Origin of the sequence: Pseudomonas sp. Z3-6 (assembly GCF_051131985.1) — a bacterium.
Lineage (GTDB): Bacteria > Pseudomonadota > Gammaproteobacteria > Pseudomonadales > Pseudomonadaceae > Aquipseudomonas > Aquipseudomonas zanjanensis.
In genome coordinates, this window is sequence record NZ_CP071644.1 from 6,390,305 (window position 1) to 6,413,798 (window position 23,494).

Consider the following 23,494-nt stretch of genomic DNA (forward strand, 5'->3'; position numbering starts at 1 on the left):
AAATGAACAGGGGCGCGATATTAGCACAGGGTTGAGGAAGGCTCTTGCACGGCTGCAACCGGATGCAATAGCCGCTTTCAGGGGCAACGCCGTACCAATGCCCACAACCGCTCGCAGGCCTCGCTCAGCGCCAGGCCGCCCGTGTCGATATTGCCCTCGGGGGCCAGGGGAGCTTCGTACGGGCTGTCGAGGCCAGTGAAATTCTTCAAGCGGCCGGCACGCGCTTCCCGATAAAGCCCCTTTGGATCCCGCTGGGCACAGACCTCAAAGGACGTGCTGACATAGACTTCCAGGAAGCTGCCCTCGGGAAACAACTTGCGCGCCGCCTCACGGTCGGATCGAAAGGGTGAGATGGCCGCAACGATGACAATCAACCCTGCGTCGACCATCAACCGCGCCACCTCGGCGATGCGTCGGATATTCTCATTGCGCGCTTCAGGCGTCATGCCCAGGTCACTGCACAAACCCCGGCGCAGGTTGTCACCGTCAAGCAGGCAGGTGTGAAGCCCCTGCTCGTGCAGCCGCACTTCCAGCGCATTGGCCAGTGTCGACTTCCCCGCCCCGGAAAGCCCGGTCAGCCAGACGCATAGCGGTTGTTGGCGTTTGATCGCGGCCCTGGCCTCGGGGGAAACCGTCGAGGCGTGAGGCGAATTCTGTTGATGTGTCGATACCTTTGACATCTTTTCCATGAATCAAGCATCTCCCAGCGCTGCCGGCTGCTCAAAAGTAAAGCACAGGCGGGCTCGGGCACGTCAACGAATCAGGAGCGGCTGGCCTGGCGATCATCCTGCGACGAGGCGTCCAAGTGCCGAACCCAGAAAAGCTCATGCCGCCGGACCGCCTTGCGGAAGAACTCGTCTTCTCCGGTGCGCGGCCAGCGGCGCCCGGCCAGCAGGCGCTGGATGGCGCGGCGCAAACGCCGCTTGAACGGAGGACGCCCCTGCAAGTCATGTTGCATGCCCAAGGCCATGGCCTTGTCCATACGGGTGGAAGCGTCCAACGACGGACTCCACAACCCATCGGCCGGCAAGGGTTCGATGGCCGGCGGCAGCGCAATGCCATGGCCTGCCGGCCCCATCGGCCAGCGGTCGTTGTCGTGCAGATGATTGGCATAGAGCAGCAAGGTCCGCGGCCGCCAGGCACTGAGCTCGATCGCCTCCATCAGCGCTCGGGTGCTGGCGACATGATCGCTGTGCGGGTCCAGCTCGGGATGCGGCGTCAACACCACCTCGGGCCGGTGATGTTCGAGCAGACGTGCCAGGTCGGCCACCAGGTTGCGCCACGTCGGCAAGCCATCACTGTCACCCGGCAGGCTCAAGGCATTGAACCTGCGGACCTGGCGGATATCGCTCTCGCCTGATTCCCGCGAGCCGAAGCCTTGGTCCGGTGCCTTCGCCATGGCTTCCAATTGCAGGCAGTAATAACCCAGCTGCACGCATTGCTGTTGCGCCACGCCTCCCCATAACGGCACGGCCAGGCTGTCCCAACTGCGCAAGCGCCCCTTGAGACGAGCGGCCTCGGCGGGGTCCAGGCCCATGTCGCGATAGCGCTCGGCTTCGATTTCCCCTTGGGTCAGCGTCACGATAGCCACATCGCTGGCACGGCTGTACAGCCCGAATGCAGCGAGCTCGGCATCATCGGCGTGGGGCGCGACGATGAGCAGGCGCTGCTGGCCGAAATCCGGATTGCTCAGCACATGCAACGTAGCCTGCGGGGCAATGCTGCAAAAACGCCCGCGCAATGCCAGGGTGCCATCCGCGAGTGCCGAACCTTGTCCGGACAGGTTGAGAAAACGCTCGCCGAAAACGCCCCGTTCGAGATCCTGGCGATCATCTCCAATCCAGACTTGGGGGTCGAGGAAGCGTCCCAGCCAATGGCTTTTTACCCGTACCTGCAAGATCAGCGTCTGCCCGGCCTCGAATTCGCCCGTGAGTTGCAGCTTCCCCCCCATCAAACTGACGGGAAACCGAGGCGTACCTGGCGGGAAGTCATAGCGATAATCGTCCCCCGGGGCATAGAACAGATGGTCGGAGAACCAGGCTTCGTGGGCAACCCAGCCCAGCAGGAGAAATGCCGGCAACGACCACCACGAAACCGTAAAACCGAGCACCAGCGCCGCCAGCAGCACGCCAGCGAGTACCAGGCGCTTGCGTTGACGATGGCGTTTGAGCAGTTGCTGCTTGCGTGCGCTCACGGTTCTCTTCTCTCTCTCATGGGCTGCGTGTGCTCCCTCAAACCTGATAGACCGGAACCCGGTTGCACCAGCGATCCTTGTATTCGCGATCGGCGCGGCCGAACGAGTAGCGCAGCGGCTTGCCCGTTGCCCGGGCGAGTTCCCACTCTGTCTGGGTGTTGACGAAACTGAGCACGCTGCCCGGACTGAAGTCGCGGCTCTGCGGATCAACCCCGCCATTGATATATTCCAGGCTGAACCAGCCGGGCGCCTCGACCCGATACAGAATCTGGATCGCCACTGGTTCGTCATTCAGATAAATCAGCGACCCAGTCATGAATTCGCGCATCAGGCTGAACACCTCGGCCAGATGCGTCTTGCCCGGGACTTCGAAATTCCAGCGACGCTGGAACAGGTCGGCGTACACGGCGGCCTGTTCGCCGGGGGTCAGTTCGAGCATGGGCCGGATACTGCCCCCCGCGTCTTCCAGCAGCCGCTGTTCGCGGCGCTGGTTGTAGCGGAACTTCTTGCTGTAGTCCTCTGGCTCGCGCGCCAGCGCCAGGCCTTCCGGTTGCTCGACGAGGCCAGTGACGTGCGGGGCATTGAGTTCGGACACATACCGCACGCGGTGCCGCAGGCGAACCTGGGCGCCTTGGCTGACGGGCAGGATGACCTCGGCATTGCCCAGGTCGAGCATGCCACGCTTGCCCTCACGCTTGAGCACATCCTTGGATAGCGCCACATGCCGCCCCCAGGTGGGCATGGCGGCGCGCAGTTGGCCATCGACGAGCCATCCAAGGTAGCGCACCGGAATACCCACCAGCCCGGCCAGGCGCTCGACCACATCGGGGTGTGTCGCCACGCTGCCGCCGAACTGATGCCAGGCTTGGGCATAAGTCGCTGCGTCTATCGGGGCCCACCCGTTTTCTCGCCAGGCCCGCCAGTAACTCAGGATCAAACGAAGGACTCCTTCGCCGGCTCGTCGGCGCCCTCGACGAAATCCTTTTCGTGCAGGCGTGCATAGAAACCATTCAGCGCCAACAGCTCGGCGTGGGTGCCGCGCTCGACGATACGGCCCTTGTCCATCAGCAGGATCAGGTCGGCTTTTTCGATCGTCGACAACCGGTGGGCAATGACGAGCGTGGTGCGTCCTTTCATCACCTGGTCCAGGGCGGCCTGGATGTGGCGCTCGGACTCCGTGTCCAGGGCCGATGTCGCCTCATCGAGGATCAACAGCGGAGCGTTCTTGAGCAACGCCCTGGCAATCGCCAGGCGCTGGCGCTGGCCACCGGAAAGCAGCACGCCGTTCTCGCCCACCAGCGTGTCGTAGCCCTGCGGCATCTGCTCGATGAATTCGGCGGCGTAGGCATCTTCGGCCGCCCTGCGGACATCTTCGAACGGTGCACCGGCGAGATCGCCATAGGCAATGTTGTTCGTCACGCTGTCGTTGAACAACGTGACCTGCTGGTTCACCAAGGCAATGTGTCGACGCAGGTTGTTCAGCCGGTATTGCTCGACATCCACGCCATCGAGCAGTATCTGCCCCTTGTCGTGGTGATAGAAACGCGGGATGAGGTTGGCAAGGGTCGACTTGCCGCTGCCCGAGCGCCCTACCAGGGCGATCATCTGGCCTTCTTCGGCAGTGAAGGAGATATCGTCGAGCACGAGCTTTTCCGTGCCTGGGTATTGGAAGCTCAGGTTGCGCACTTCCAGGCGGCCATTGACCCGGGCCATCTCCTGGGTCCCCGTATCGACTTCAGGCTCTTCGTCGAGTTGCTCGAAAATGCTCTCCGCCGCGGCAAGCCCTTTCTGGATCGTGGCGCTGACTTCGGACAACTGGCGGATAGGCTTGGGTAGCAAGCCGGCGGCGGTGATATAGGCCACCAGCTCACCTGCCGAGGCATCGCCACGCAGGTAAAGCACCAGGTACATCAACACGGCCATGCCGATGTAGATCACCAGTTGCAGCATCGGCGTGTAGATCGACTGGGTGCGCGTCATGCCCAGGCTGCGGTTCATGTTATCGGCACTGGCCTTGTGGAACCGTTCGATCTCATAGCCTTCGCCACCGAAGCTGCGCACCACGCGGTAACCCTGGATGGTTTCCGAGGCCACATGGGTCACATCGCCCATCGCCACTTGGATTTTCTTGCTTTGCTTGCGGAATTTCTTGCTCGCGCTGCTCACCAGCAGGGCAATGACCGGCAGGATCGCCAGCAACACCAGGGTCATTTTCCAGTTGCTGTAGAGCAGATAGCCGAACAGGAACACCACGGTCAACCCCTCCCGGATGACGACCTTGATGGCATCGGTGGCGGCGCCGGTGACCATGGTCACGTTGTAGGTAATGCGGGAAATCAGGTGACCGGAGTTGTGGTTGTCGAAGTAGCGGTTGGGCAAGGTCAGCAGGTTATCGAACAACGCGCAACGCAGGTCATGGACCACACCCCGGGCGACCTTGGCCAGGTAGTAGTTGCCCAGGAAAGAACCGATACCCTGGTAGACCGCGATCAGCACGATCAGCAGCGGCACCCCCAGTACCAGCGACACACCCATGAACTGGGTGTCATTGGGCTTTTGCAGTGCGTCGAGGAAATGCTTGAGCATGTCCGCCAGCATCGGCTGGCTGGATGCGAACAACACGAAGCCAACGATACTGACGGCGAAAGCGCCCCAATACGGGAGTACGTACTTTAGCAATCGCACGTAAATCTTCATGCTCGATTGCTGGTCGGAATTGGCCATTCGGTGCGCCTCGCACGTTTGAAAAGACAGACAAGCTGCAGATTGTAACAGCGAACCAATTGCAACATTGGCCCAGCCAGGACGAAGGAGTGGGAGTGCCGTCAGGAGGGCTCCTCACGGCACGGCCGCATGGTCAGGAGGCAGGAGCACTCCCACTGGGAACCTCGATGTCGGGGTGACCCCGAGCCGCCAATACTATGCTCAGCGCAATGGGCAGCCAAGTAATCAGCCAGTCCGCGTTGGGCTTGAGCCATAGGCCAATGCCATCTGTCAGTAATGACACGCCGGAGAAGACCCACAGTATCAGCAGCACCTGACCCAGCGGTTGCGCACGCGAAATCCAACCACGCCAGCCCGCAGCCAGCCATAGCAAGCCATACAACATCAGGCCAGGCACACCGAGACGTACACCGGTATCCAGGAAAAGGTTATGGGGGTGCTTGAATGGTCGCCGGATTTCGGCGATAGGAATGAGATATTCATGGAAACCCAGCCCTGTTGCCCAATGCTCCAGCATCAATCGAATGCCAGCGCCCCATAGCTCTGGACGGTAGGACACACCACGCTGCAGAAAGATTTCCGGCGCGAATACAGCGATCAATGCGATCGCGGCAATCACTGGAGCGATCAATGCTGCGGTCAGTCGCGACGGTCGCGCCACGCCCACCATCAGCAGACCGGCCAGCAGGCCGACCCATACACCACGGGTCTGGTTGAAGCCCAAAAATACCGCGTACCCCAAGGCAGGAATGATCAGAAGCATCATCACCCAAGGGCTGAAACGTTTGGTCTGCAACATGAATGTGCCGATGATCGCAAGGGCTCCCACCGCATGCGCGGCAGGGATGGCGGTGTCCCACAAACCGATGGCAAGTACTCGCGCGCTGAAAGGCCGGGCGCTGAACGGATAGAAATAGACCCAAGAGGCCAAAGCAAAAAAACCGCCCACGATAGATGCATACAGCAACATCGACTCGAACCGCCATGCACGGTTCTGTGCCGCCAGCAATATGCCAGACAGCGTCAGTGTCACATAGATCGTGACCTTGACCTTGCCAAGGACGTTCTCTCCTCCCTCGATCCAAAGCACCAGCAACGTCCAGGCCATGAACAATGCGTAGAACACGCACTCGGGCTGCTTGAGCAACAACCGAAAATCCCGACGGAACAACGCCAGCAAGGCAGGCAGCCACAGCAGGAAAATCAACAACTGGTGATAAAGCTTGTTTTCCGGCAGTACCCAAGCACCACATAGAAGAACCAGAAAGCCAATGGATGCCCATGCCACCAGGACATCCTGGTCGATAAGTCTTTTTATATTTTTGAACATTCAGGTTCTGCTCAAAATCCGATCGGCGACCCGTTGCAATTGAGCCTGATCGGCATTTTTCCAGCTGCCCTTGATGCAGTAGCTCTCGGAAAGATAATGAAGGAAGTTGCGCCTCAAGCGCTCATCGAGCGGCCATTGCGGGAATCCACGGGCCAGCGCCATGACCTGGTCGGCATTATCAGCATGCATCACCAGCCCTTCCACATTGAAAAAGGCTTGGCCAAGCGTGAGCACGGGCTTGCCCAGCAGCAGGCTTTCCAGCCCCACGGTCGAATTGACCGTGATCACGAACTGACTGGCCTCGATCAACTGTTGCGTGGCATTGCCGTTGGCGAAGAGCAGGCGTTCATGGGTGCGCTCGTGCAGCTCGGGGTAGGTCTCGCGGCTGGACGGGTGCTCCTTGAACACCACTGTCATGCCTGTCTCCTCGGCGAGTCGCTCGCCTAAGGCAAACATATCGCGCATGTTCCTGATCCAGGGGGAAAACAGGCGGACCTGACTGTCGCGATCATCCTGGAACGGAATGAAGACGAACTGCGCTGGCAGCATGATCGGGGCCGGTCCGGCGCTGCGTGGCGCACGAGGAATCAGCACCGGCGCAGCTTGGCTTTCTGGCACTGGATGCGGGTAATCAAGGTAGAAACTTGCGTCGCGCGGAACCGCGTTCAGATAGTTCACGCCACGCGGATCCACCGTGGTGGTGTCGGGCAACAGGCCGTTTTCGAAGAAGAAGGTCTTGCAACCGGCCGGCGCCAGTGCCGCCAGCAACCGGCAGTAACGATGGGCGCCGTTCCAGAACGCCAACGCATCGGGGCGCTCCCGGTCAAGCAAGGCCTGGGCGCGCAGCGCCATCCACAGGAGTTCGAGGCGTAGCAACAGGCGATACAGCGCGCCATTGTTTTTTTTCTTGACCCGACGCTCCTCGCATTTCTCTTCGATCAGGCTCGGCCAATCGATGCGCGAAACAATCCTGGAAATTCGCAGAGACCTTGGCCAGGGCATGTGTTGAGGAGAAACGACTTTACCTTGCAGCTCGGTTTCGTTGAGCAAGCGATTGAAATAAAGACCCTGGTGCTTGGCCAGGGAAATGAACAGCGTTTTCGTCATGGAATATCCAGAAAGACGGCGCCAGGCGAGCCGTGAACAAGGCGAACGCCCCGGTGAAAATTGACGCGACTATACCACAGCGGTTTTTGCCGCCTGCACACTGCGCTAACATACCCGGCTGCCCCTCCCATCGGGCCAAGCCTTGGAGCCTTGATGCAAACGCTCGATCCTACTGTTTACCTCGACCTGCGCGAAGGTGCCGATGTCCTCGAAGCCGATCGCCAAGGGGATAAAGTGCTGCGCCTGGCCGATGGCTCGATACTCAAGCTGTTCCGGCGCAAGCGTCTGCTGACCTCCGCGCTATGGTCGCCGTATGCCAGGCGCTTTGCCGACAACTGCCAGGCCTTGCACGAGCGCGGGATTGAGTGTCCGCGGGTTCGCCAGGTCTTTCGCATTCCCTCCATCGAGCGTGACGCGGTCCATTACGACCCGCTGCCTGGTCGCACCCTTCGGCAATTGCTGGACGGGGATGCCCCTGCCGACCTTCAGGCACGACTCGGTGAGTTCATGGCTGGCCTGCACCAGAAGGGCATCTATTTTCGCTCCGCGCACCTGGGCAACGTCGTGCTGACACCTGAAGACACGCTGGGGCTGATCGACGTCGCCGACCTGAGGGCCTATGGCAAGCCGCTGCGCAAAGGGCTGCGCCTGCGCAACTTCAAACACATGTTGCGCTACCGCCAGGATCGCGAATGGCTGCTCAGGGACAATCGGTTCCTGGAGCACTACCTCAGCCATCAGCAAACCTGCAACGAACGGGAGCTGAGGCTCGCGCTCGGTACCTGAATCGCCAGTCAGCCGGCGGCAGGCAGCCTGGATAATTCGAAGTCCTGCGCGGGATCTCTGTCGCGCAACAAATCATCGACCAGCTCGACGGTTTTTGCCAACCCCTTGGAACCGTGCACCAAGTGATAATCGGCAAAGCCGCGGGCCCTGACCACGCAATCCGTATAATCGCGCTCTAGCGCTTGCAACTGCTGGGAAAAAGCCTGCTCGTCGCGCACTTGCGGCCCGAAGAACAACGCGTGGGAAAAAATATCCACATCGTTGCCAGCATTCACATGTATCACCGGCCGGCCTGCCAGCCCCGCCTCGATGCCGGCATTGGACATGATATTGACGACTACGCTTGCCTGGGCAAGCGCCTGTGCCAGCGAGCAGTCGATATCCAGCAGCTCAATGTTGGCGAATCGCGTCGCCGCGTCGATCCAGAATTGCGCCTTGCTGCGCGGGTGGCGCTTGAACAGCAGGCGATAATGCGGATTGCGCCCGGCCCAATCGCGCAGCAGCCGATAGGTATCCTCATAACCGGACTCTTTTTCTCGATCAGGCCCTACCCCCAAGACCAACAATGTCTTGATGCAGGGATCAGCGACGGGCAGGTCATAGCTTTCATCGACAAGGTAGGAACCGACCAGCACCACCGTCGACTCACCGAACCGCAGCCGACGCTCTTGCAAGGCTTCCAGCGAACTGCGCCCGAAAACGCCGTAATAATCGTAGTCGTTCATGCCCAGCCGGCGGGATGACTCCAACGTCGTGGCATGGGCCAGGTGCAGCAACCGGGCACCCCGCGCGGCCAACGCCAGGCGCAGGAACGGCGCGTGGAGACTGCCATTGCGTTCGTTGATCAATACCTTGGGTTGATAGGTCTCCACCAGCCATTGGGCGTGGGCGGCATAGACCAGGTAACGCAGGGGGACGGCCTGTGGCGGCGCCACGAGCATGCGCTGGGCGCACGCGTCGGCGGGAGCGCGCAGCGCGGCCTCCGTCAGTTGATGGCCGCGCTTGCGCAGGGCATCGATCAGCACGTTCTTGCGCTGCAGCGCCATGGACTTCGGGGCCGAATGCAACAGCAGCACTTGGCAGGGTGCCGCGCCTGTCGGACGCTTCAGGCACGCCTTGGCGCGCAGTCCAATCGCGATATCCACCAGCACATCACGAGCCAGTCGCAACAGACTGCCAAGGCGACCGTGACGCTCGCGTAGCACTTTCCAGCGATAGCGGTCCAGTTCACGCGCCTTTCGGGCCCAGCTTCCGTCGGCCTGGAACCTATTGTCGTCAGACCTCGAGGGGCTCACTTGAACAACAACCGGATGGCCTTGCGCGTGTAGGACCAGCGCGTGATAGACCGAAGATCGGTACGAATGGCCTGGGCATAAAAAACCTTGGCATTGGCATAGTCGCCGGCACTGTAGCAATCGCGGAACAACGACAGGCATCGCTGGGCCATGAAGGCTTGGCGCAGGTCCTGCAGTTCCTGCGGCATGCGTACCGGGGAAAACACTTCGTCCACCATGCCCACGCCCGCCGCCAGGCTCTGCCTGAGGTCATGGCGCATGCTGTCGCCGTGCTTGTAGATCAGCGCCAACGGCTTTGGGAGTACGGTGCACGGAAAACGCGCCAGCACCTGGGCAAACACCGGGATATCCTCGACGTTGCGCAGATGCTCTGGGTAGTTGCCCGGCCCGAATACGTCGCGATGCATTGCACAGGCGCCGTTGGACAGCGTCACCGTCTTGTCCAGCAGATAACCCCGAACACGCCCACGCGGGGTGGCCGGTAGTGGTTTTACTTCATGCTCGACGCGACGTCCGTCCGCAAACACCGACCAGTGGCCGCCGATGACCAGGCGAGTCTCGGGATGACTGGTTATATGCTGGGTCACCGCGGCAAGGGCACCGGGTGCCATCTCATCATCGGCGTCGAGGAAGATCAGGTATTGCCCCCGAGCCTCCTCAATCCCGCGGTTGCGGACCGACGACAAACCGCCGTTGGGCTTGCGCAGGGCTCGGAAGCCCCCGGCATGTTCGGCCTGCAATTGCGCCAGGACCTGGGGCGTTGCATCGGTGGAACCATCGTCGATCACCAACAACTCAGCCTGGGCTTCGCTCAACTGCGCAATGACTGAATTCACCGCACGAGGCAAGGTCTCGGCGTAGTTGTAGGCCGGAATGATGACACTGACCAGCACCTCAGTCATAAGCGTCCACACCGTCCTTGACCACCAGAATGTCTTCCATGATCAGGTACTGCAGGTCGGAACCGAAGAACATGTTCAGCGCGTCGGTCGGCGAGCAGATCATCGGCTCGCCACGACGGTTGAGCGAGGTGTTCAGCGACACGCCGTTGCCAGTCAGGACTTCCAGGGCCTTCATCATGTCGTAGTAGCGCGGGTTGTATTCACGCTTGAGCACTTGGGCGCGGGAGGTGCCGTCTTCATGGACGACTTCCGGCACGCGGGTTTTCCATTCCTCGGCCACTTCAAAGGTGAAGGTCATGAAAGGGGCCGGGTGGTCGACCTTGATCATCTGCGGCGCAACGGTGTCGAGCATCGACGGGCAGAACGGCCTCCAGCGCTCGCGGAACTTGATCTGTTCGTTGATGCGATCGGCCACGCCGCTGGCGCTTGGGCACCCGATGATCGAGCGTCCGCCCAAGGCACGTGGGCCAAACTCCATGCGCCCCTGGAACCAGGCCACGGGGTTGCCGTCGACCATGATCTTGGCGATGCGCTCCGGGGTGTTGTCGATTTTGCGCCACTCAGGCTTGCTCGGATGACGAGCGCACGCGGCGATCACATCTTCGTTGCTGTAGGCGGGGCCGAGGTAGACGTGTTCCATCTTCTCCACCGGCACGCCACGGGCGTGGGACACATAAGCCGCCGCCCCCACCGCCGTACCGGCGTCGCCGGAAGCCGGTTGCACGAACAGCTCCTTGACGTCGTCACGGGCGATGATCTTCTGGTTCAGCTTGACGTTCAACGCACAACCACCGGCGAAGGCCAGCTTGCCGGTTTCCTTGAGCACGTCGCCCAGGTAGTGGTCGATCATTTGCAGTGCGAGCTTCTCGAACAGCGCCTGCATGCTCGCCGCGTAGTGGATGTACGGTTCGTCGGCAATGTCGCCTTCACGTTTCGGGCCGAGCCACTCGATCAGCTTCGGCGAGAAGTAGAAGCCCTTGCCCTTCTCTTTATAACGGCGCAGGCCGATGACGTTGGCGTAGTCGGTGTTGATCACCAATTCGCCGTTTTCGAACGAGGCCAGGCGCGAGAAATCGTACTTGCTGGCATCGCCGTAGGGCGCCATGCCCATGACCTTGAATTCGCCATCGAGCATTTCGAAACCGAGGAACTCGGTGATCGCGCCGTACAGGCCACCCAGGGAGTCCGGGTCGAAGAATTCCTTGATCTTGTGGATCTTGCCGTTTTCGCCATAGCCGAAGAAGGTCGTGGCGTACTCACCCTTGCCGTCGATGCCCAGGATGGCGGTTTTTTCCTGGAAACCCGAGCAGTGGTAGGCGCTGGAAGCGTGGGCCAGGTGATGCTCGACCGGTTCGATCTTGATCTTTTTCGGATCGAAGCCCAGTTGTTCCAGGCACCAGACAATCTTGCGGCGATAACGCTTGTAGCGACGGTTGCCCATCAGGATCGCGTCGAGGGCGCGGTCCGGGGCGTACCAGTAACGCTTGGCGTAGTGCCAGCGCGCTTCGCCGAACAGGCTGATCGGGGCGAAGGGGATCGCCACCACATCAACGTCGGAAGGCTTGATGCCGGCCTGCTCCAGGCAGAACTTCGCCGACTCGTAGGGCATGCGGTTCTTTGCATGTTTATCGCGTACGAAGCGCTCTTCCTCGGCCGCCGCGATCAGCTTGCCGTCAATGTACAGCGCTGCGGAAGGATCATGGCTAAGGGCGCCGGACAGGCCAAGAATCGTCAATGCCACAGGGTCTAGCCTCTTATGTCTGCATACGGGCGACAAGCGCCGCGAAAAATGGATGTGCCGCGCACCAAGGGTGCGGGGCAGCTAAAGGGCGGGATTATAGCTTAAAAGCGGCCTTAAGCCTCTAGCGGTGAGTGGCGAACGTGCAGCAGACGATTGCTTGGCGCTGTTTGCAGGGCAGCGCATCGCACCTGTGGCGAGGGAGCTTGCTCCCGCTCGGCGGCGCAGCCGTCGTAAACCGGTTGATGCGGTTTTCCTGTGGGAATGCGCCGGCCTTTTGGGGGCCGCTGCGCAGCCCAGCGGGAGCAAGCTCCCTCGCCACAGGGGCATCGGCGACCTCAAGTGAGCTAAAGGGTCTTCATCTGTGGTTCATAGGGCGGACGAAGCGCTATCGACCGTTTTGGGCAACCGCTGATCGATCACCCGATACAACCCACTGTCCTGCGGCCAATTGCGCATGAACCTGGCCCGATCCCGGGCGTAGGCCGGGGCGAAGCTGGCCTGGCTACGGTGCTGGCACATGGAGTCCAGGTCGATCAGCGCCCAGCGGTCGTCTTGCCAGAACAGGTTATGCCCTTTGAAGTCACCGTGACTGATGCGCTCGCGAATGAGGTCGGCGAACAAGCGATCCAGTGCCAGCAGCTCCGTCTCGGGGGCTTCGCCGCTCTCCACGTAAGGGGCGAAGCGCTCGATGATATCCGGGCCAGGCAGGTGCTCAGTGACCAGATAGGCACCACGACGCAGCCACAGGAAACGCTTTTCCAGCAGCGCCAGCGGCTTGGGCGTGGCGATGCCGAGGAAGGCCAGGCGATGGCCTTCGCGCCAGGCATGCCAGGCACGGCTCGGACGCCAGAAGCGCTTGAGCCAATGGGCGAATCCCTTGATGTTGTAGCGCTTGATGATCAGTGTGCGGCCGTTCGCGACCACTTTTCCAACACTCGCCGCGCCGCCGGTCTTGTACAGGTGGCCTTGGTCGAGCAAGGCATCGGCCTGCTCGAGCACTGGCATCATCGCGGCCTGTTCTTCACGGCGGATCGCCCGCAGCCCGAACGGCCCGCGCTGCACACTGAAAAGGCTGCACTCGCGCCCGACTTTTTCAAGAAAGTCCTTCAGCCGCCAGGCGTGCACATTGTCGATCTGTTTTTGCAGCGCTTCCATGGGCAGCGCGTGTTCAGCGTTGCCCAGCAAGTAATGCACCAGTAATTCTTCGTTGAACGGCTCGATGGATTTGGGAAGCTGGGCGAAAAACACGCCCAGATTCTCCAGCACCTTCTGCCGCGACAATGGCTGGCCGGGGGTTTCGACGCGAATGCCGGCGCCATCGATAAGATAAAGCTTGCCGCCGTGGCGCAGCAGATTGTCCAGGTGCAGGTCTTCCTGCCACAGGCCTTTGCTGTGCAGCCGCGCAATCGCATCCAAGGCCTCGGCCAGCACCGCCGTTTGCTCATCCGCCAGTATCGGCAGATGTTCGACCTGCTTCCAGGCGTCACCAAGGCTCTCGGCATCTTCCAGAAGCTCGAACAGCAACCAACCACCTTCGCCCTCCTTCAAGCCATCGGCCAGTAGCAATGGCGTCGTCAGCCCCTGCTCCGCCAGCAGGCGAACGCCTTGAAGCTCACGCTGGAAATGTCGGGGTGCCTTGCTGCCCACCAGCAACTTGGCCAACACCGGGCGGCCTCGCCATATGCCGGCGCCCACGTAGCGCTGCCCTGGCAAAACCCGCAGTAGCGTCAACAACTGCAACTGCGCCGGGCCGGCGGCGTCCGCCAGCTCCAGGTTCAGGGGCAGGCCAGGATTGCGACCGGCATTTTTCAGTTCGGACAAAAGCATCAACGAGCCTCCTTGTCGCTACGTCGGGCGGCCAGCCGGGTCATCCAGCTGTCGACCAGAGCGCTGTCGAGCGGCTGCTCCAGATAAACAGACAGCAATTGGCGCACATCGTCGCTCTTCCAGGCGCCTGCCCGTCGCAACAGCGGCTCGAGGTCCTTGACCCGGTCACGTTGGCCGAACAACAGCGGCCGGGTTTTCTCCAGGTCAATCAGCTGTGCCTGGTAGTGACCGTCGATGGCTTGCAGGAAAATATGCTTGGGATAGAAACAGCCATGCATTTGATGGGCATTGTGCAGGCGACGCGCCAAGTGACCACAGGCTTGAAGGATGCCTGTACGTTGTCCGGCACTCAGCGTCAACCAGCGCTGCAGCAGTGAATCAAGGTCATCCCAGCCGTCCAGCGCACGCGTCAGCAGGACCGCCCGCGCCTCGCCGTTCACTTTGCGCTGACCGTAGAACACCGCTTGCAGCGCGGGAATGTGCAACTGCCGATAACGGCTGATATTGCGAAATTCCCGGGAAAAGCTCGGTTCGCCAAACGGGTGGGACCAAGTCCGGGTCAGGTAATTGCTCTGGCGCTTGAGGTAATAACCCTGCCCTTCCAGTTCCAGGCGGAACACGCTGCTCCAGCCATCGCCCGAGGTGTTGGGTTCGTCCACCGCGTCCAGTTGCCGCGCCCACAAGGCCTCGAAGCTGTCCAGGCCATGACGTTGCAACAACGCCCGGTCTTCAGCGGCCAAAAAATCAGTCATTCACGCCCCTCGAAAAATCTCACCACGTGGCGGATGCGCTTCTTGTCGCACGCATCGAGCCGGTCGCGCTGGCGATATTGCAGGTAAAAACGCAGGCGCTGCGTGGCCGACAAATGGTATTTGGCCACTTTGTCCAGGCACGCCAAGTCCTTGGTGATACGGTACTTGAGCCAGAAACCGCGCCAGAAATCGCCGTTCGGGCAGTCGATCAGAAACAGCTGCGAACGGTCGTCGATGAGCAGGTTGCGCCATTTGAGATCGTTATGGGTGAAGCGGTGGTCGTGCATGGTTCGCGTATAACCGGCCAGTTGCCGGCTGACGTTATCGACCCAGGCACGGTCCGCCAGCCTCGGATCGTGGCGCTCGGCGAGGGCCGAGAGGTCTTCGGTATGCGGCAGTTCGCGGGTGATCAGCGCGCCACGGGCATAGGTCGCGCCGTTTCGCTCCAAGCCCCAGCCCACGACTTCAGCGGTGGGGATGCCCCATTTGGCGAAGCGCTTGAGGTTCTGCCATTCGGACTTGACCCGTGGCTTGCCCAGGTAGCGCCGCAAGCCTTTGCCGGCCCCGACGTAGCGCTTGACGTAATAATTCACGCCGTTGCGCTGTACCCGGATCACCTCGGACAACGGGTCGCGGGTCAAGCGCTCCCCTTGCAACGCGAACACCGCTTCGAGGCTGCCAAAATCCTCTGCCAACTCGGCATATGCCGGTTCCAGATTCCAACCCGACATCAGAGCGCGTCCCCGTACCGCTGCTTGCGGGCATACAGTTTGTTGGCCTTGCCTTCGAGCCAGGCCAGCAGCGAAGCCTCTTCGGCGAGGATTCGACGCAGCGGCTGTTGGAAATAGCCCTTGAGAAAACGCAGTTTGTCGCGGCGGGTCAGACCGATGTCCAGTGCCGAAAAATATAGCGCCGCCAGGTCCTTGTTGCGCCAGCGAGTGGTGATGGCAGGACGGGTCTGGGCGCGGTGCAGGTCGATCACCGAGAGCTTGAAATCCCCGGGCGTCACCGGCTTGTCGGTGTGCAGGAGGAAGTGGCAGATGTAGCAGTCACGATGGTTGACCCCGGCGCGGTGCATCATGCCGGTCATGCGCGCCACTTCGGCGATCAGCGCCCGCTTGAGCGTCGGCTGCGGCGGCTGCTTGACCCAGTCGATGCTGAAGTCTTCGAGGCTGACGGTCGGCGCCAGCTCCTCGGTGACGATGAACGAGTGCTGGTCCGCCGGGTTGCTGCCCTTTTCGCCGTAGGCGACCGCCGTCATGGTCGGCACACCCGCTTCCTGCAAGCGCTGAATCGCCTTCCACTCCTGCCCCGCGCCGAGTACCGGCAGCTTGGCGGTGAACAAGTTCTTGAAGATCTCGCCCCAACCGATTCCGCGGTGGATCTTCACGAAAAAACCGCGACCGTCCACCTCCGTGCGCAAGGTGCGCCGGGCCTCCAGTTCGCGATAGACCTCGCCCTTGAGCGCTTCGACTTCGGCGAACGCATCGCGCCCAGCCCAAAGGCTCTTGAACGGTTCGGCCAGCATCAACTTCATTGCGCGTGCTCCGCCAATATCACATCCGCCGCGTGCTGCGGCATGCTGTAGAGGTCGGCCGTCTCGGCGAAGGCCAGACCGTTGCGGCTCCAGGCCGCCCGTGCCTGGGCGTCGTTCAACATGCGCCCCAGGTAGTCGGTGAGCTGGGCTTGTTCGAACGGCTCATCCAGCACCAGGCCACTGTCGGCCTCGGCGATGTAATGGGCGTACCCACACACCGCGCTGACCAGCACCGGCAACCCGGCCACCAGTGCTTCGAGCAATACGGTGCCGGTGTTCTCGTTGTACGCCGGGTGGATCAACAGGTCGGCGCCCAGCAGGAAACGCGGGATATCGCTGCGGCCCTTGAGGAACCGCACGTTGTCGCCCAGGCCCAGCGCGGCGCTTTGCAGTTGGAATACTTTGGGGTCGTCCTGGCCAATTACAAACAGCCGGGTGCGTTTTCTCAGCTCGGCTGGCAACGCGGCCAGGGCCTTGAGGCTGCGATCCACGCCCTTGGTCTTGAACCCGGAGCCGATCTGCACCAGCAGCAGGTCGTCGTCGGCCAGCTCGAATTCGGCCCGGAACGCGGCGCGGATCTCGTCGGCGTCGGCGGGCCGGCGACGGTCCTGGGCGATGCCCGGCGGCAGCAGGTGGAAACGTTCCAGCGGCGTGCCGTAGTGCTTGATGAACAGCGGCTGCTGGACTTCGGAGATCATCAGGACTTCGGTCTTGGCATCCTTGGCGAACACGGCCCGCTCATACTCGGCGAAATGCCGGTAGCGGCCCCAGCGCCGGTACAGCGAATTGCGCAGGTTCTGCGCCTTGTCTTCGAAGCAGCCGTCGGCGGCGTAGTACACGTCCAGGCCGGGCATCTTGTTGAAGCCAATCAACCGATCCACCGGGCGCTTGGCCAGGTCGGCCTCCATCCACGCACTGAGTTTCTCGTTGCGACGATGATTGAACAGCGCCTTGACCGGTGCCACCAGCACCTCGAAGCCTGGCGGCACGTCACCTTCCCAGATCAGCGTGTAGACGCGGATCTGGTGGCCGCGTCGCTGACACTCCAGGGCGATGCGCATGAAGTCACGCTGCAGGCCACCGAAGGGGAAATACTTGTAAAGGACAAAAGCCAATTGCATCAGCGCGGCTCCTCAGCCAATAACGTGCTCAGGTGGCTGGCAACACGCTCGGGGTTCAGACGCGTGAAGCACAGGGGCTGCTCGCGTTTCAGGTCAAACCGCCGGGCATCCTCGGCGGTTGGCGGATAAGTGCAATGTTTCTGCATGCACGGCGCACAAGGGAAATCACTGGCGAGGTGAATCTGGCCCCTGCCATAGGCGCCGGTCAGCACCGGATTGGTTGGGCCGAGCAAGGAAATGGTCGGCACGTCCAGGGCCGCGGCCAAATGGCCGAGACCGGTGTCCACGGCCACGCAAGCCTGGGCCCCGGCAAGCACCTTGCCCATGCCGCCGAGGTTCAGCTTCGGCAGTACCAGGGCGTTGCGCAGCCCGTTGGCGATGCGTTCGGCCCGGGCCTTCTCGGCAGGGTTGCCCCACGGCAGTTTGACGACCACGCCGAACTGGCCCATGCGCTCGGTGAGCTGGCGCCAGTAAAGTTCGGGCCAATGCTTGGATTCCCAGGTCGTGCCATGCAGGAACACCACATAAGGGTAAGGACGCGGCAATTCGACCAGTCGGTCGATGTCGAGGCCATAGCTGCCTTGGGTTTTCGGTAAGTCATAGCCCAGCGCCAAGGCGAACAATTGACGCACCCGCTCGACCGCATGTTGACCACGGGCCACGGCCAGGCGACGCGAATAGAAGCGCGCCGCGAGGGGCTCACGCGCAGAGTCCTTATCCAGGCCAGCCACCGGCGCCTTGACGTAGCGGGTCAGCCAGGCACTTTTCAACAGGCCTTGGGCATCGATCACCAGGTCGTACTTTTCGGCGCGCACGCTCTGCTTGAAACGTCGCCATTCGCCACTCTTGATGGTCTGCCAAAGGTTCTTGCGCCAGCGACGGATCGCCACGGGAATGACTTTGCCCACGGCCGGGTGCCAGGTGGGGATTTCGGCAAAGCCTTCTTCCACCACCCAGTCGAACTTGATGCCGGGAATCGCCCGCGCCGCGTCGGTCAGCGCCGGCAACGTGTGGACCACATCCCCCAGCGAAGAGGTCTTGATCAGCAATACCCGCAAGTTACCGGACCTCCACGGGGGTGCCCTGCAAACGCTCCAGGGCCTCGTTCACCGACGGCGGCATGAGCTGGCGCAGGCAGTTGTAATGACCGAAACGGCAGGTACGATCGAAGCATGGACTGCACTCGATGCCCAGGCGCACGACTTCGACCTGGTCGGCCAACGGCGGCGTGAAGCCTGGCGAGGTGGAACCGTAGACCGCCACCAACGGGCGGTTCAGGGCCGCAGCCACATGCATCAGGCCCGAGTCGTTGGAGACCACCGAATCGGCGCAGGACAGCAGGTCGATGGCCTCGGCCAGGGACGTGTCGCCACTGAGGTTCACCGACTCTTCCCGAAGACCCGGGATCAGCCGCGAGCGGATGTCCTCGCCCACCGGGTGATCTTTTTTCGAACCGAACAGCCAGACTTGCCAGCCTTCGCGAATTTTCGCCTCGGCCACCTGGGCGTAGTGCTCCGCCGGCCAGCGCTTGGATTCGCCGAACTCCGCACCTGGACACAGGGCGAGCACTGGGCGATCCAGGCTCAGGCCGAACTTGGCCAGCGCCGCGTCACGGGTCACCGGGTCGATCCGCAGGCTCGGCCGCGGATACGGCTTGGGCAACTCGGAGCCAGGTTCGTAGGCCAGGGCCATGAAGCGCTCGATCATCAACGGATAACGTTCTTTGTCCAGCTTGCGCACGTCGTTGAGCAGGCCGTAGCGAAACTCGCCACGCCAGCCGGTGCGCTTGGGGATGCCGGCGAAGAACGGCACCAGCGCCGACTTCAACGAGTTGGGCAACAGAATCGCCTGGTCGTACTGACCGGCCAGGGATTTACCGATGCGCCGACGGGTCGCCAGCTCCAGCGCGCCGTGGCCGAGCGGGAAGCTCAAGGCCTTGCGCACTTCGGGCATACGTTCCAGGATCGGCCGGCTCCACTCAGGGGCCAGGACGTCGATTTCGCACTGCGGATGACGCTGTTTCAAACACTGGAACAGTGTCTGCGCCATCACCATGTCACCGACCCAACTGGGCCCAACGATCAAAATATTCATGTGCTTTCCAAAAACGATACGGGGAGGCCTACGCCTCCCCGCCTCGAGAATCACTGTGGCTTAGGTCGTTGCCTGTTGCCCTAATCTACAACACACCGCCAATCAACTGTGGCAGTACTCATCTGTTTCAAGTACCGCGCAGCACCGCCAATCCACTGTGGGAGCGGGCTTGCTCGCGAAAGGGCCAGCCCATCCAACATCATTGTCGGTTGACACTCCGCTTTCGCGAGCAGGCTCGCTCCCACAGGGGGCCTGCATACGTTTCCAACACCGTGCAGCACCGCAAATCCATTGTGGGAGCGAGCCTGCTCGCGAAGAGGCCAGCACATCCAACATCAATGTCGCCTGACACTCCGCTATCGCGAGCAGGCTCGCTCCCACAGGGGGCCTGCATACGTTTCCAACACCGTGCAGCACCGCAAATCCATTGTGGGAGCGAGCCTGCTCGCGAAGAGGCCGGGACATCCAACATCAATGTCGCCTGACACTCCGCTATCGCGAGCAGGCTCGCTCCCACAGGGGTTCTGCATACGTTTCCAACACCGTGCAGCACCGCAAATCCATTGTGGGAGCGAGCCTGCTCGCGAAGAGGCCGGCCCATCCAACATCAATGTCGCCTGACACTCCGCTTTCGCGAGCAGGCTCGCTCCCACAGGGGCCCTGCATACGTTTCCAACACCGTGCAGCACCGCAAATCCATTGTGGGAGCGGGCTTGCTCGCGAAGAGGCCGGGACATCCAACATCAATGTCGCCTGACACTCCGCTATCGCGAGCAGGCTCGCTCCCACATTTAAAGCTTCAGCTCAGCCCCAGCTCCCGCCAGATCCGCACTACCTGCCGGCGCTCATCCACGAACTGATCGCCTGCGATCACCCCGGCATCTTTCTGCAAGGCTTGGCGGTGAGCGGCGGAGCGGTAGGCTTTGTAGGCCTCGCGCAACAGCGTCGCGTCTTCGGACGGCATCAACCCGACTTCCTGCAACCCGTCCAGGATGCGGATGTTATCGGTGTAGCGCACCAGCGACGGATGCTCTTCGGACCACGCCAGGGCCGCGTATTGCACCATAAATTCAATATCGACGATACCTCCGGCATCCTGCTTGAGGTCGAAGGGCGCCGCGGCCTCGAAGGCATTCGGCGCGGTCCCGGCGGCGGTGGCCTTGCTGCCAAGGTTGTCACGCATCTTGGCGCGCATCTCGCTGACTTCCTGGCGCAGCGTCGGCAAGTCACGCTTGCGTCCCAACACCTGGATGCGGACCTTTTCGAACGCCTGGCCCACGTCCTGACTCCCCACCAGCACACGGGCTCGCACCAGCGCCTGATGCTCCCAGGTCCAGGCTTCGTTCTCCTGGTAGCGGGCAAACGCCCCGAGGGAACTGACCAGCAACCCCGACGCCCCGGACGGTCGCAGGCGCATATCCACTTCATACAACTGCCCGGAGTTGGTCTGGGCGGTCAGCAGGTGAATGATCCGCTGGCCAAGCCGGGTGAAGAATTGCGCGCCGTCGATGGGTTTCGGGCCGTCGGTTTCTGCCTGCGGGTCGCCATCGTGGATGAACACCAGGTCCAGGTCGGAACCATGGCCCAATTCCAGGCCGCCGACTTTCCCATAACCGACAATAATGAAGCCCGGGTCACACAGGCTGCCGTCGGTGCGCAACGGCACGCCGTGCTTGGCGGCCGTCTGGCGCCAGGCCAGGGCCAGCACTTGTTCGAGAATCGCCTCGGCCAGCCAGGTCAGGTAGTCGCTGACCTTCATCAACGGCAGGCTGCCGGCGATTTCCGACGCCGCCACCCGCAGACGGTGCGCCAGCTTGAAATGCCGCAACGCCTCCATTTGCTGCTCCAGATCATCCTCGGGAATGCGCGTCAGGCGCTCACGCAACTCCGCCGCCAATTCCGGCGCCAGGGGCGGCTTGAACAGCCGGCCCTCGTTGAGCAACTCATCGAGCAGCAGCGGGAAACGGGTGATTTGCTCGGCAATCCACGGGCTCGCCGCGCACAGCGTCAGCAAGCGCCGCAGGGCCCCGGGGTTTTCCGTCAACAACACAAGGTAGGCCGAACGGCGAGCCACGGCTTCTACCAAGGGCAGCACCCGCTCCAACACCAGGTCCGGATCGGCATGCTCCACAGCCTGGGCCAGCAGGCGCGGAATGAACGCATCCAGGCGTTCGCGCCCCAAGCGCTGCATGGCGCGCAATTGCGGGCTGCCGCGCAGGACGGCCAGGGCCTTGAGGGCTTTGGGCGCATCGACGAAGCCGCCCTCTTCCAACTGACGGCACGCCACTTCTTCATTCTGGCTGTCTTCCCACAACGGCAACCATTCGCCGCCGACCACCACTTCGCTTTCACCACCCTCTTCTTCATCCGGGTCGGCGATGACCTGGCCGAAATGCCAGGCCACGCGCCCGCGCCAGTACATCAATCGCTCATGAAAGGCCGACCAGTCGGCAAAACCCAGCATGAACGCAATGCGCGCCTGATCCTGCGGGCTGTCCGGCAGCATCTGGGTCTGGCGATCGGCAATGGCCTGGATCGCATGCTCGGTATACCGCAGGAATTCGTAGCCCTGGCGCAGCTCATCGATCACCTTGGCCGGCAGGTAACCCTGGCCCTCCAGGGTGTTCAACACCTTGAGCAGCGGTCGCTGCTGCAAGCTCAAGTCGCGTCCACCGTGGATCAGCTGGAACGCCTGGGCAATGAACTCGACCTCGCGAATGCCGCCCGAGCCCAGCTTGATGTTGTCGGCCATGCCCTTGCGCCGCACCTCCTGCTGGATCAACTGCTTCATGGTGCGCAGCGCTTCGATGGCGGAGAAATCCAGGTAACGGCGATAGACGAACGGACGCAGCATGTCGAGCAGTTGCGCGCCGGCCACCTGGTCGCCGGCCACCACTCGCGCCTTGATCATGGCGTAGCGCTCCCAATCGCGGCCCTGGTCCTGGTAATACTGCTCCAGGGCATTGAAGCTCAGCACCAGCGCACCGGCCGAGCCGTAGGGGCGCAGGCGCATGTCGACGCGGAACACGAAGCCGTCGACGGTCATCGGGTCGAGGGCCTTGATCAGGCGCTGGCCGACGCGGATGAAAAATTCCTGGTTATCCAGCGGCCGCTTGACGCCCACGGTTTCACCGCCCTCGGGGTACGCGAAGATCAGGTCGATGTCCGACGACAGGTTCAGCTCCACCGCCCCCAGCTTGCCCATGCCGAGGATGACCATCTGCTGCGGCTCGCCGCTGCGCCGCCCGGTGGGCGTGCCGAACTGCTGGCTGAGGCGCTGATACAACCATTGGTAAGCCTGGTCGATGCAGGTGTCGGCCATGTCCGAGAGGTCGCGACAGGTCTGGACCAGATCGGCCTGGCGGGTCAGGTCGCGCCAGATGATCCGCACTTGCTGGCGGGTACGTTGGCGGCGCAGGACGCGGCCCAGTTCGTCTTCGGTTTCGGCGGCCTGGACGGCGGCGCCGATCTGCGCACACATTTCGCCGGGTGCCAGGCTACGGTCCAGTTCGCCGCTGCGCACCAGCTCCATGAGCATCACCGGGTCACGAACACTCTGCTCGATGACAAAGTCGCTGGCGGCGGCAATGCGGTTGAACGCCTCCCAGCGTTGCGGGGTCCAGGCCGACAGCCCATGATCGTCGTCGAGGCAGGCGACCGCCGCACGGAACGACTGCTCGGCACGACTGACCAATGACTGGAGAATCGCAGGTACTTCGACAAGCGAAGGCAGGCTCATGGTCTATCCTTGATCGGCGCGGGAAAGGCTGGATGTAGTGTTTTTTCAAAAGACACTACCTGATCGACTGTCGAACAAAGATGATAAATAGCTGAAAATCTGATTTTATTGGCAGCCGGCATCAAGTTTTTACCTGTTCGAGTTGGCTAAAGACCAACAGTAACGATTATTCTCACAACGAAACGAGGGGCCACGAGCCGCTCAGGTGTAGTTTTACTACTCGTCTATACATTCGAAAGGCTGAAACGGCCGACGATTTGTAGTAAAACTACACGCCGCCGAAACAACCTTCGGCAATCCAAGAATTTATATCGTCTGCCCACAAGGCCAGTCGCAAACTCAGGC

18 protein-coding genes are annotated in these 23,494 nt (G+C 61.8%); 1 reads left to right on the plus strand and 17 read right to left on the minus strand.

What is annotated here, in order from left to right; all coding sequences use genetic code 11:
• Positions 1-77 precede the first annotated feature (77 nt).
• From cysC to J3P88_RS27650, 6 genes are all read right to left on the minus strand, one after another.
• Positions 78-680, minus strand: coding sequence for an adenylyl-sulfate kinase (cysC, locus tag J3P88_RS27625; protein ID WP_434576629.1), 603 nt, complete (start codon positions 678-680; stop codon positions 78-80).
• 80 nt (positions 681-760) lie between these two features.
• Positions 761-2,194, minus strand: coding sequence for a PIG-L deacetylase family protein (locus J3P88_RS27630; RefSeq protein ID WP_434572778.1), 1,434 nt, complete (start codon positions 2,192-2,194; stop codon positions 761-763).
• Positions 2,195-2,231: 37 nt separating this feature from the next.
• Positions 2,232-3,128, minus strand: coding sequence for a GNAT family N-acetyltransferase (locus J3P88_RS27635; protein ID WP_434576631.1), 897 nt, complete (start codon positions 3,126-3,128; stop codon positions 2,232-2,234).
• The gene (gene msbA, locus J3P88_RS27640; protein WP_434572780.1) at positions 3,128-4,918 is read right to left on the minus strand and encodes a lipid A export permease/ATP-binding protein MsbA; all 1,791 of its coding nucleotides are present in this window, start codon (positions 4,916-4,918) and stop codon (positions 3,128-3,130) included. The genes J3P88_RS27635 and msbA overlap by 1 nt, the downstream gene beginning before the upstream one ends.
• Positions 4,919-5,051: 133 nt before the next feature.
• The gene (locus J3P88_RS27645; protein ID WP_434572782.1) at positions 5,052-6,248 is read right to left on the minus strand and encodes an O-antigen ligase family protein; all 1,197 of its coding nucleotides are present in this window, start codon (positions 6,246-6,248) and stop codon (positions 5,052-5,054) included.
• A complete protein-coding gene (locus tag J3P88_RS27650) occupies positions 6,249-7,355 on the minus strand; it encodes a capsular polysaccharide export protein, LipB/KpsS family (RefSeq protein ID WP_434572783.1) in 1,107 nt (368 codons plus the stop codon).
• 153 nt (positions 7,356-7,508) lie between these two features.
• Between J3P88_RS27650 and J3P88_RS27655 the strand changes: the two genes are divergently transcribed.
• Positions 7,509-8,141 carry a toluene tolerance protein gene (locus J3P88_RS27655; RefSeq protein WP_434572785.1) on the plus strand — a complete coding sequence of 211 codons (633 nt, stop codon included), beginning with the start codon at positions 7,509-7,511 and terminating at the stop codon, positions 8,139-8,141.
• 8 nt (positions 8,142-8,149) lie between these two features.
• Here the strand turns inward: J3P88_RS27655 and J3P88_RS27660 are convergent, their stop codons facing one another.
• From J3P88_RS27660 to glnE, 11 genes are all read right to left on the minus strand, one after another.
• Positions 8,150-9,436: a capsule biosynthesis protein gene (locus J3P88_RS27660; protein ID WP_434572787.1), complete on the minus strand. Its 1,287-nt coding sequence runs from the start codon at positions 9,434-9,436 to the stop codon at positions 8,150-8,152.
• Positions 9,433-10,338, minus strand: coding sequence for a glycosyltransferase family 2 protein (locus J3P88_RS27665; RefSeq protein ID WP_186708063.1), 906 nt, complete (start codon positions 10,336-10,338; stop codon positions 9,433-9,435). Before J3P88_RS27665 ends, J3P88_RS27660 begins: the two co-directional genes overlap by 4 nt.
• The gene (locus J3P88_RS27670) at positions 10,331-12,079 is read right to left on the minus strand and encodes a carbamoyltransferase C-terminal domain-containing protein (RefSeq protein ID WP_186708065.1); all 1,749 of its coding nucleotides are present in this window, start codon (positions 12,077-12,079) and stop codon (positions 10,331-10,333) included. The genes J3P88_RS27665 and J3P88_RS27670 overlap by 8 nt, the downstream gene beginning before the upstream one ends.
• A gap of 366 nt (positions 12,080-12,445) precedes the next feature.
• The gene (locus tag J3P88_RS27675; RefSeq protein ID WP_434572790.1) at positions 12,446-13,906 is read right to left on the minus strand and encodes a lipopolysaccharide kinase InaA family protein; all 1,461 of its coding nucleotides are present in this window, start codon (positions 13,904-13,906) and stop codon (positions 12,446-12,448) included.
• Positions 13,906-14,658, minus strand: a complete 753-nt coding sequence (locus J3P88_RS27680) for a lipopolysaccharide kinase InaA family protein (protein WP_434572792.1) — start codon at positions 14,656-14,658, stop codon at positions 13,906-13,908. Before J3P88_RS27680 ends, J3P88_RS27675 begins: the two co-directional genes overlap by 1 nt.
• A complete protein-coding gene (locus J3P88_RS27685; protein WP_250962795.1) occupies positions 14,655-15,389 on the minus strand; it encodes a lipopolysaccharide kinase InaA family protein in 735 nt (244 codons plus the stop codon). Before J3P88_RS27685 ends, J3P88_RS27680 begins: the two co-directional genes overlap by 4 nt.
• Positions 15,389-16,195: a lipopolysaccharide core heptose(I) kinase RfaP gene (gene rfaP / locus J3P88_RS27690; RefSeq protein WP_186708074.1), complete on the minus strand. Its 807-nt coding sequence runs from the start codon at positions 16,193-16,195 to the stop codon at positions 15,389-15,391. Before rfaP ends, J3P88_RS27685 begins: the two co-directional genes overlap by 1 nt.
• Positions 16,192-17,316: a glycosyltransferase family 4 protein gene (locus J3P88_RS27695; protein ID WP_186708076.1), complete on the minus strand. Its 1,125-nt coding sequence runs from the start codon at positions 17,314-17,316 to the stop codon at positions 16,192-16,194. Before J3P88_RS27695 ends, rfaP begins: the two co-directional genes overlap by 4 nt.
• Positions 17,316-18,374 carry a lipopolysaccharide heptosyltransferase I gene (gene waaC, locus J3P88_RS27700; RefSeq protein ID WP_186729492.1) on the minus strand — a complete coding sequence of 353 codons (1,059 nt, stop codon included), beginning with the start codon at positions 18,372-18,374 and terminating at the stop codon, positions 17,316-17,318. Before waaC ends, J3P88_RS27695 begins: the two co-directional genes overlap by 1 nt.
• 1 nt (position 18,375) lies before the next feature.
• Positions 18,376-19,410 (minus strand): lipopolysaccharide heptosyltransferase II, encoded by a 1,035-nt coding sequence (gene waaF / locus J3P88_RS27705; RefSeq protein ID WP_186708080.1) that lies wholly within the window; start codon positions 19,408-19,410, stop codon positions 18,376-18,378.
• A 799-nt stretch (positions 19,411-20,209) separates the two neighbouring features.
• Positions 20,210-23,149 (minus strand): bifunctional [glutamate--ammonia ligase]-adenylyl-L-tyrosine phosphorylase/[glutamate--ammonia-ligase] adenylyltransferase, encoded by a 2,940-nt coding sequence (gene glnE, locus J3P88_RS27710; protein ID WP_434572795.1) that lies wholly within the window; start codon positions 23,147-23,149, stop codon positions 20,210-20,212.
• Positions 23,150-23,494 lie beyond the last annotated feature (345 nt).

Bases quoted from the DNA above. Each gene is read 5' to 3' on its own strand.
- J3P88_RS27680 (WP_434572792.1), bottom strand. From the start codon at position 14,658: ATGACTGATTTTTTGGCCGCTGAAGACCGGGCGTTGTTGCAACGTCAT.
- rfaP (WP_186708074.1), bottom strand. From the start codon at position 16,195: ATGAAGTTGATGCTGGCCGAACCGTTCAAGAGCCTTTGGGCTGGGCGC.
- J3P88_RS27675 (WP_434572790.1), bottom strand. From the start codon at position 13,906: ATGCTTTTGTCCGAACTGAAAAATGCCGGTCGCAATCCTGGCCTGCCC.
- J3P88_RS27645 (WP_434572782.1), bottom strand. From the start codon at position 6,248: ATGTTCAAAAATATAAAAAGACTTATCGACCAGGATGTCCTGGTGGCA.
- waaF (WP_186708080.1), bottom strand. From the start codon at position 19,410: ATGAATATTTTGATCGTTGGGCCCAGTTGGGTCGGTGACATGGTGATG.
- J3P88_RS27695 (WP_186708076.1), bottom strand. From the start codon at position 17,316: ATGCAATTGGCTTTTGTCCTTTACAAGTATTTCCCCTTCGGTGGCCTG.
- J3P88_RS27650 (WP_434572783.1), bottom strand. From the start codon at position 7,355: ATGACGAAAACGCTGTTCATTTCCCTGGCCAAGCACCAGGGTCTTTAT.
- J3P88_RS27685 (WP_250962795.1), bottom strand. From the start codon at position 15,389: ATGTCGGGTTGGAATCTGGAACCGGCATATGCCGAGTTGGCAGAGGAT.
- cysC (WP_434576629.1), bottom strand. From the start codon at position 680: ATGTCAAAGGTATCGACACATCAACAGAATTCGCCTCACGCCTCGACG.
- J3P88_RS27665 (WP_186708063.1), bottom strand. From the start codon at position 10,338: ATGACTGAGGTGCTGGTCAGTGTCATCATTCCGGCCTACAACTACGCC.
- J3P88_RS27655 (WP_434572785.1), top strand. From the start codon at position 7,509: ATGCAAACGCTCGATCCTACTGTTTACCTCGACCTGCGCGAAGGTGCC.
- glnE (WP_434572795.1), bottom strand. From the start codon at position 23,149: ATGAGCCTGCCTTCGCTTGTCGAAGTACCTGCGATTCTCCAGTCATTG.
- msbA (WP_434572780.1), bottom strand. From the start codon at position 4,918: ATGGCCAATTCCGACCAGCAATCGAGCATGAAGATTTACGTGCGATTG.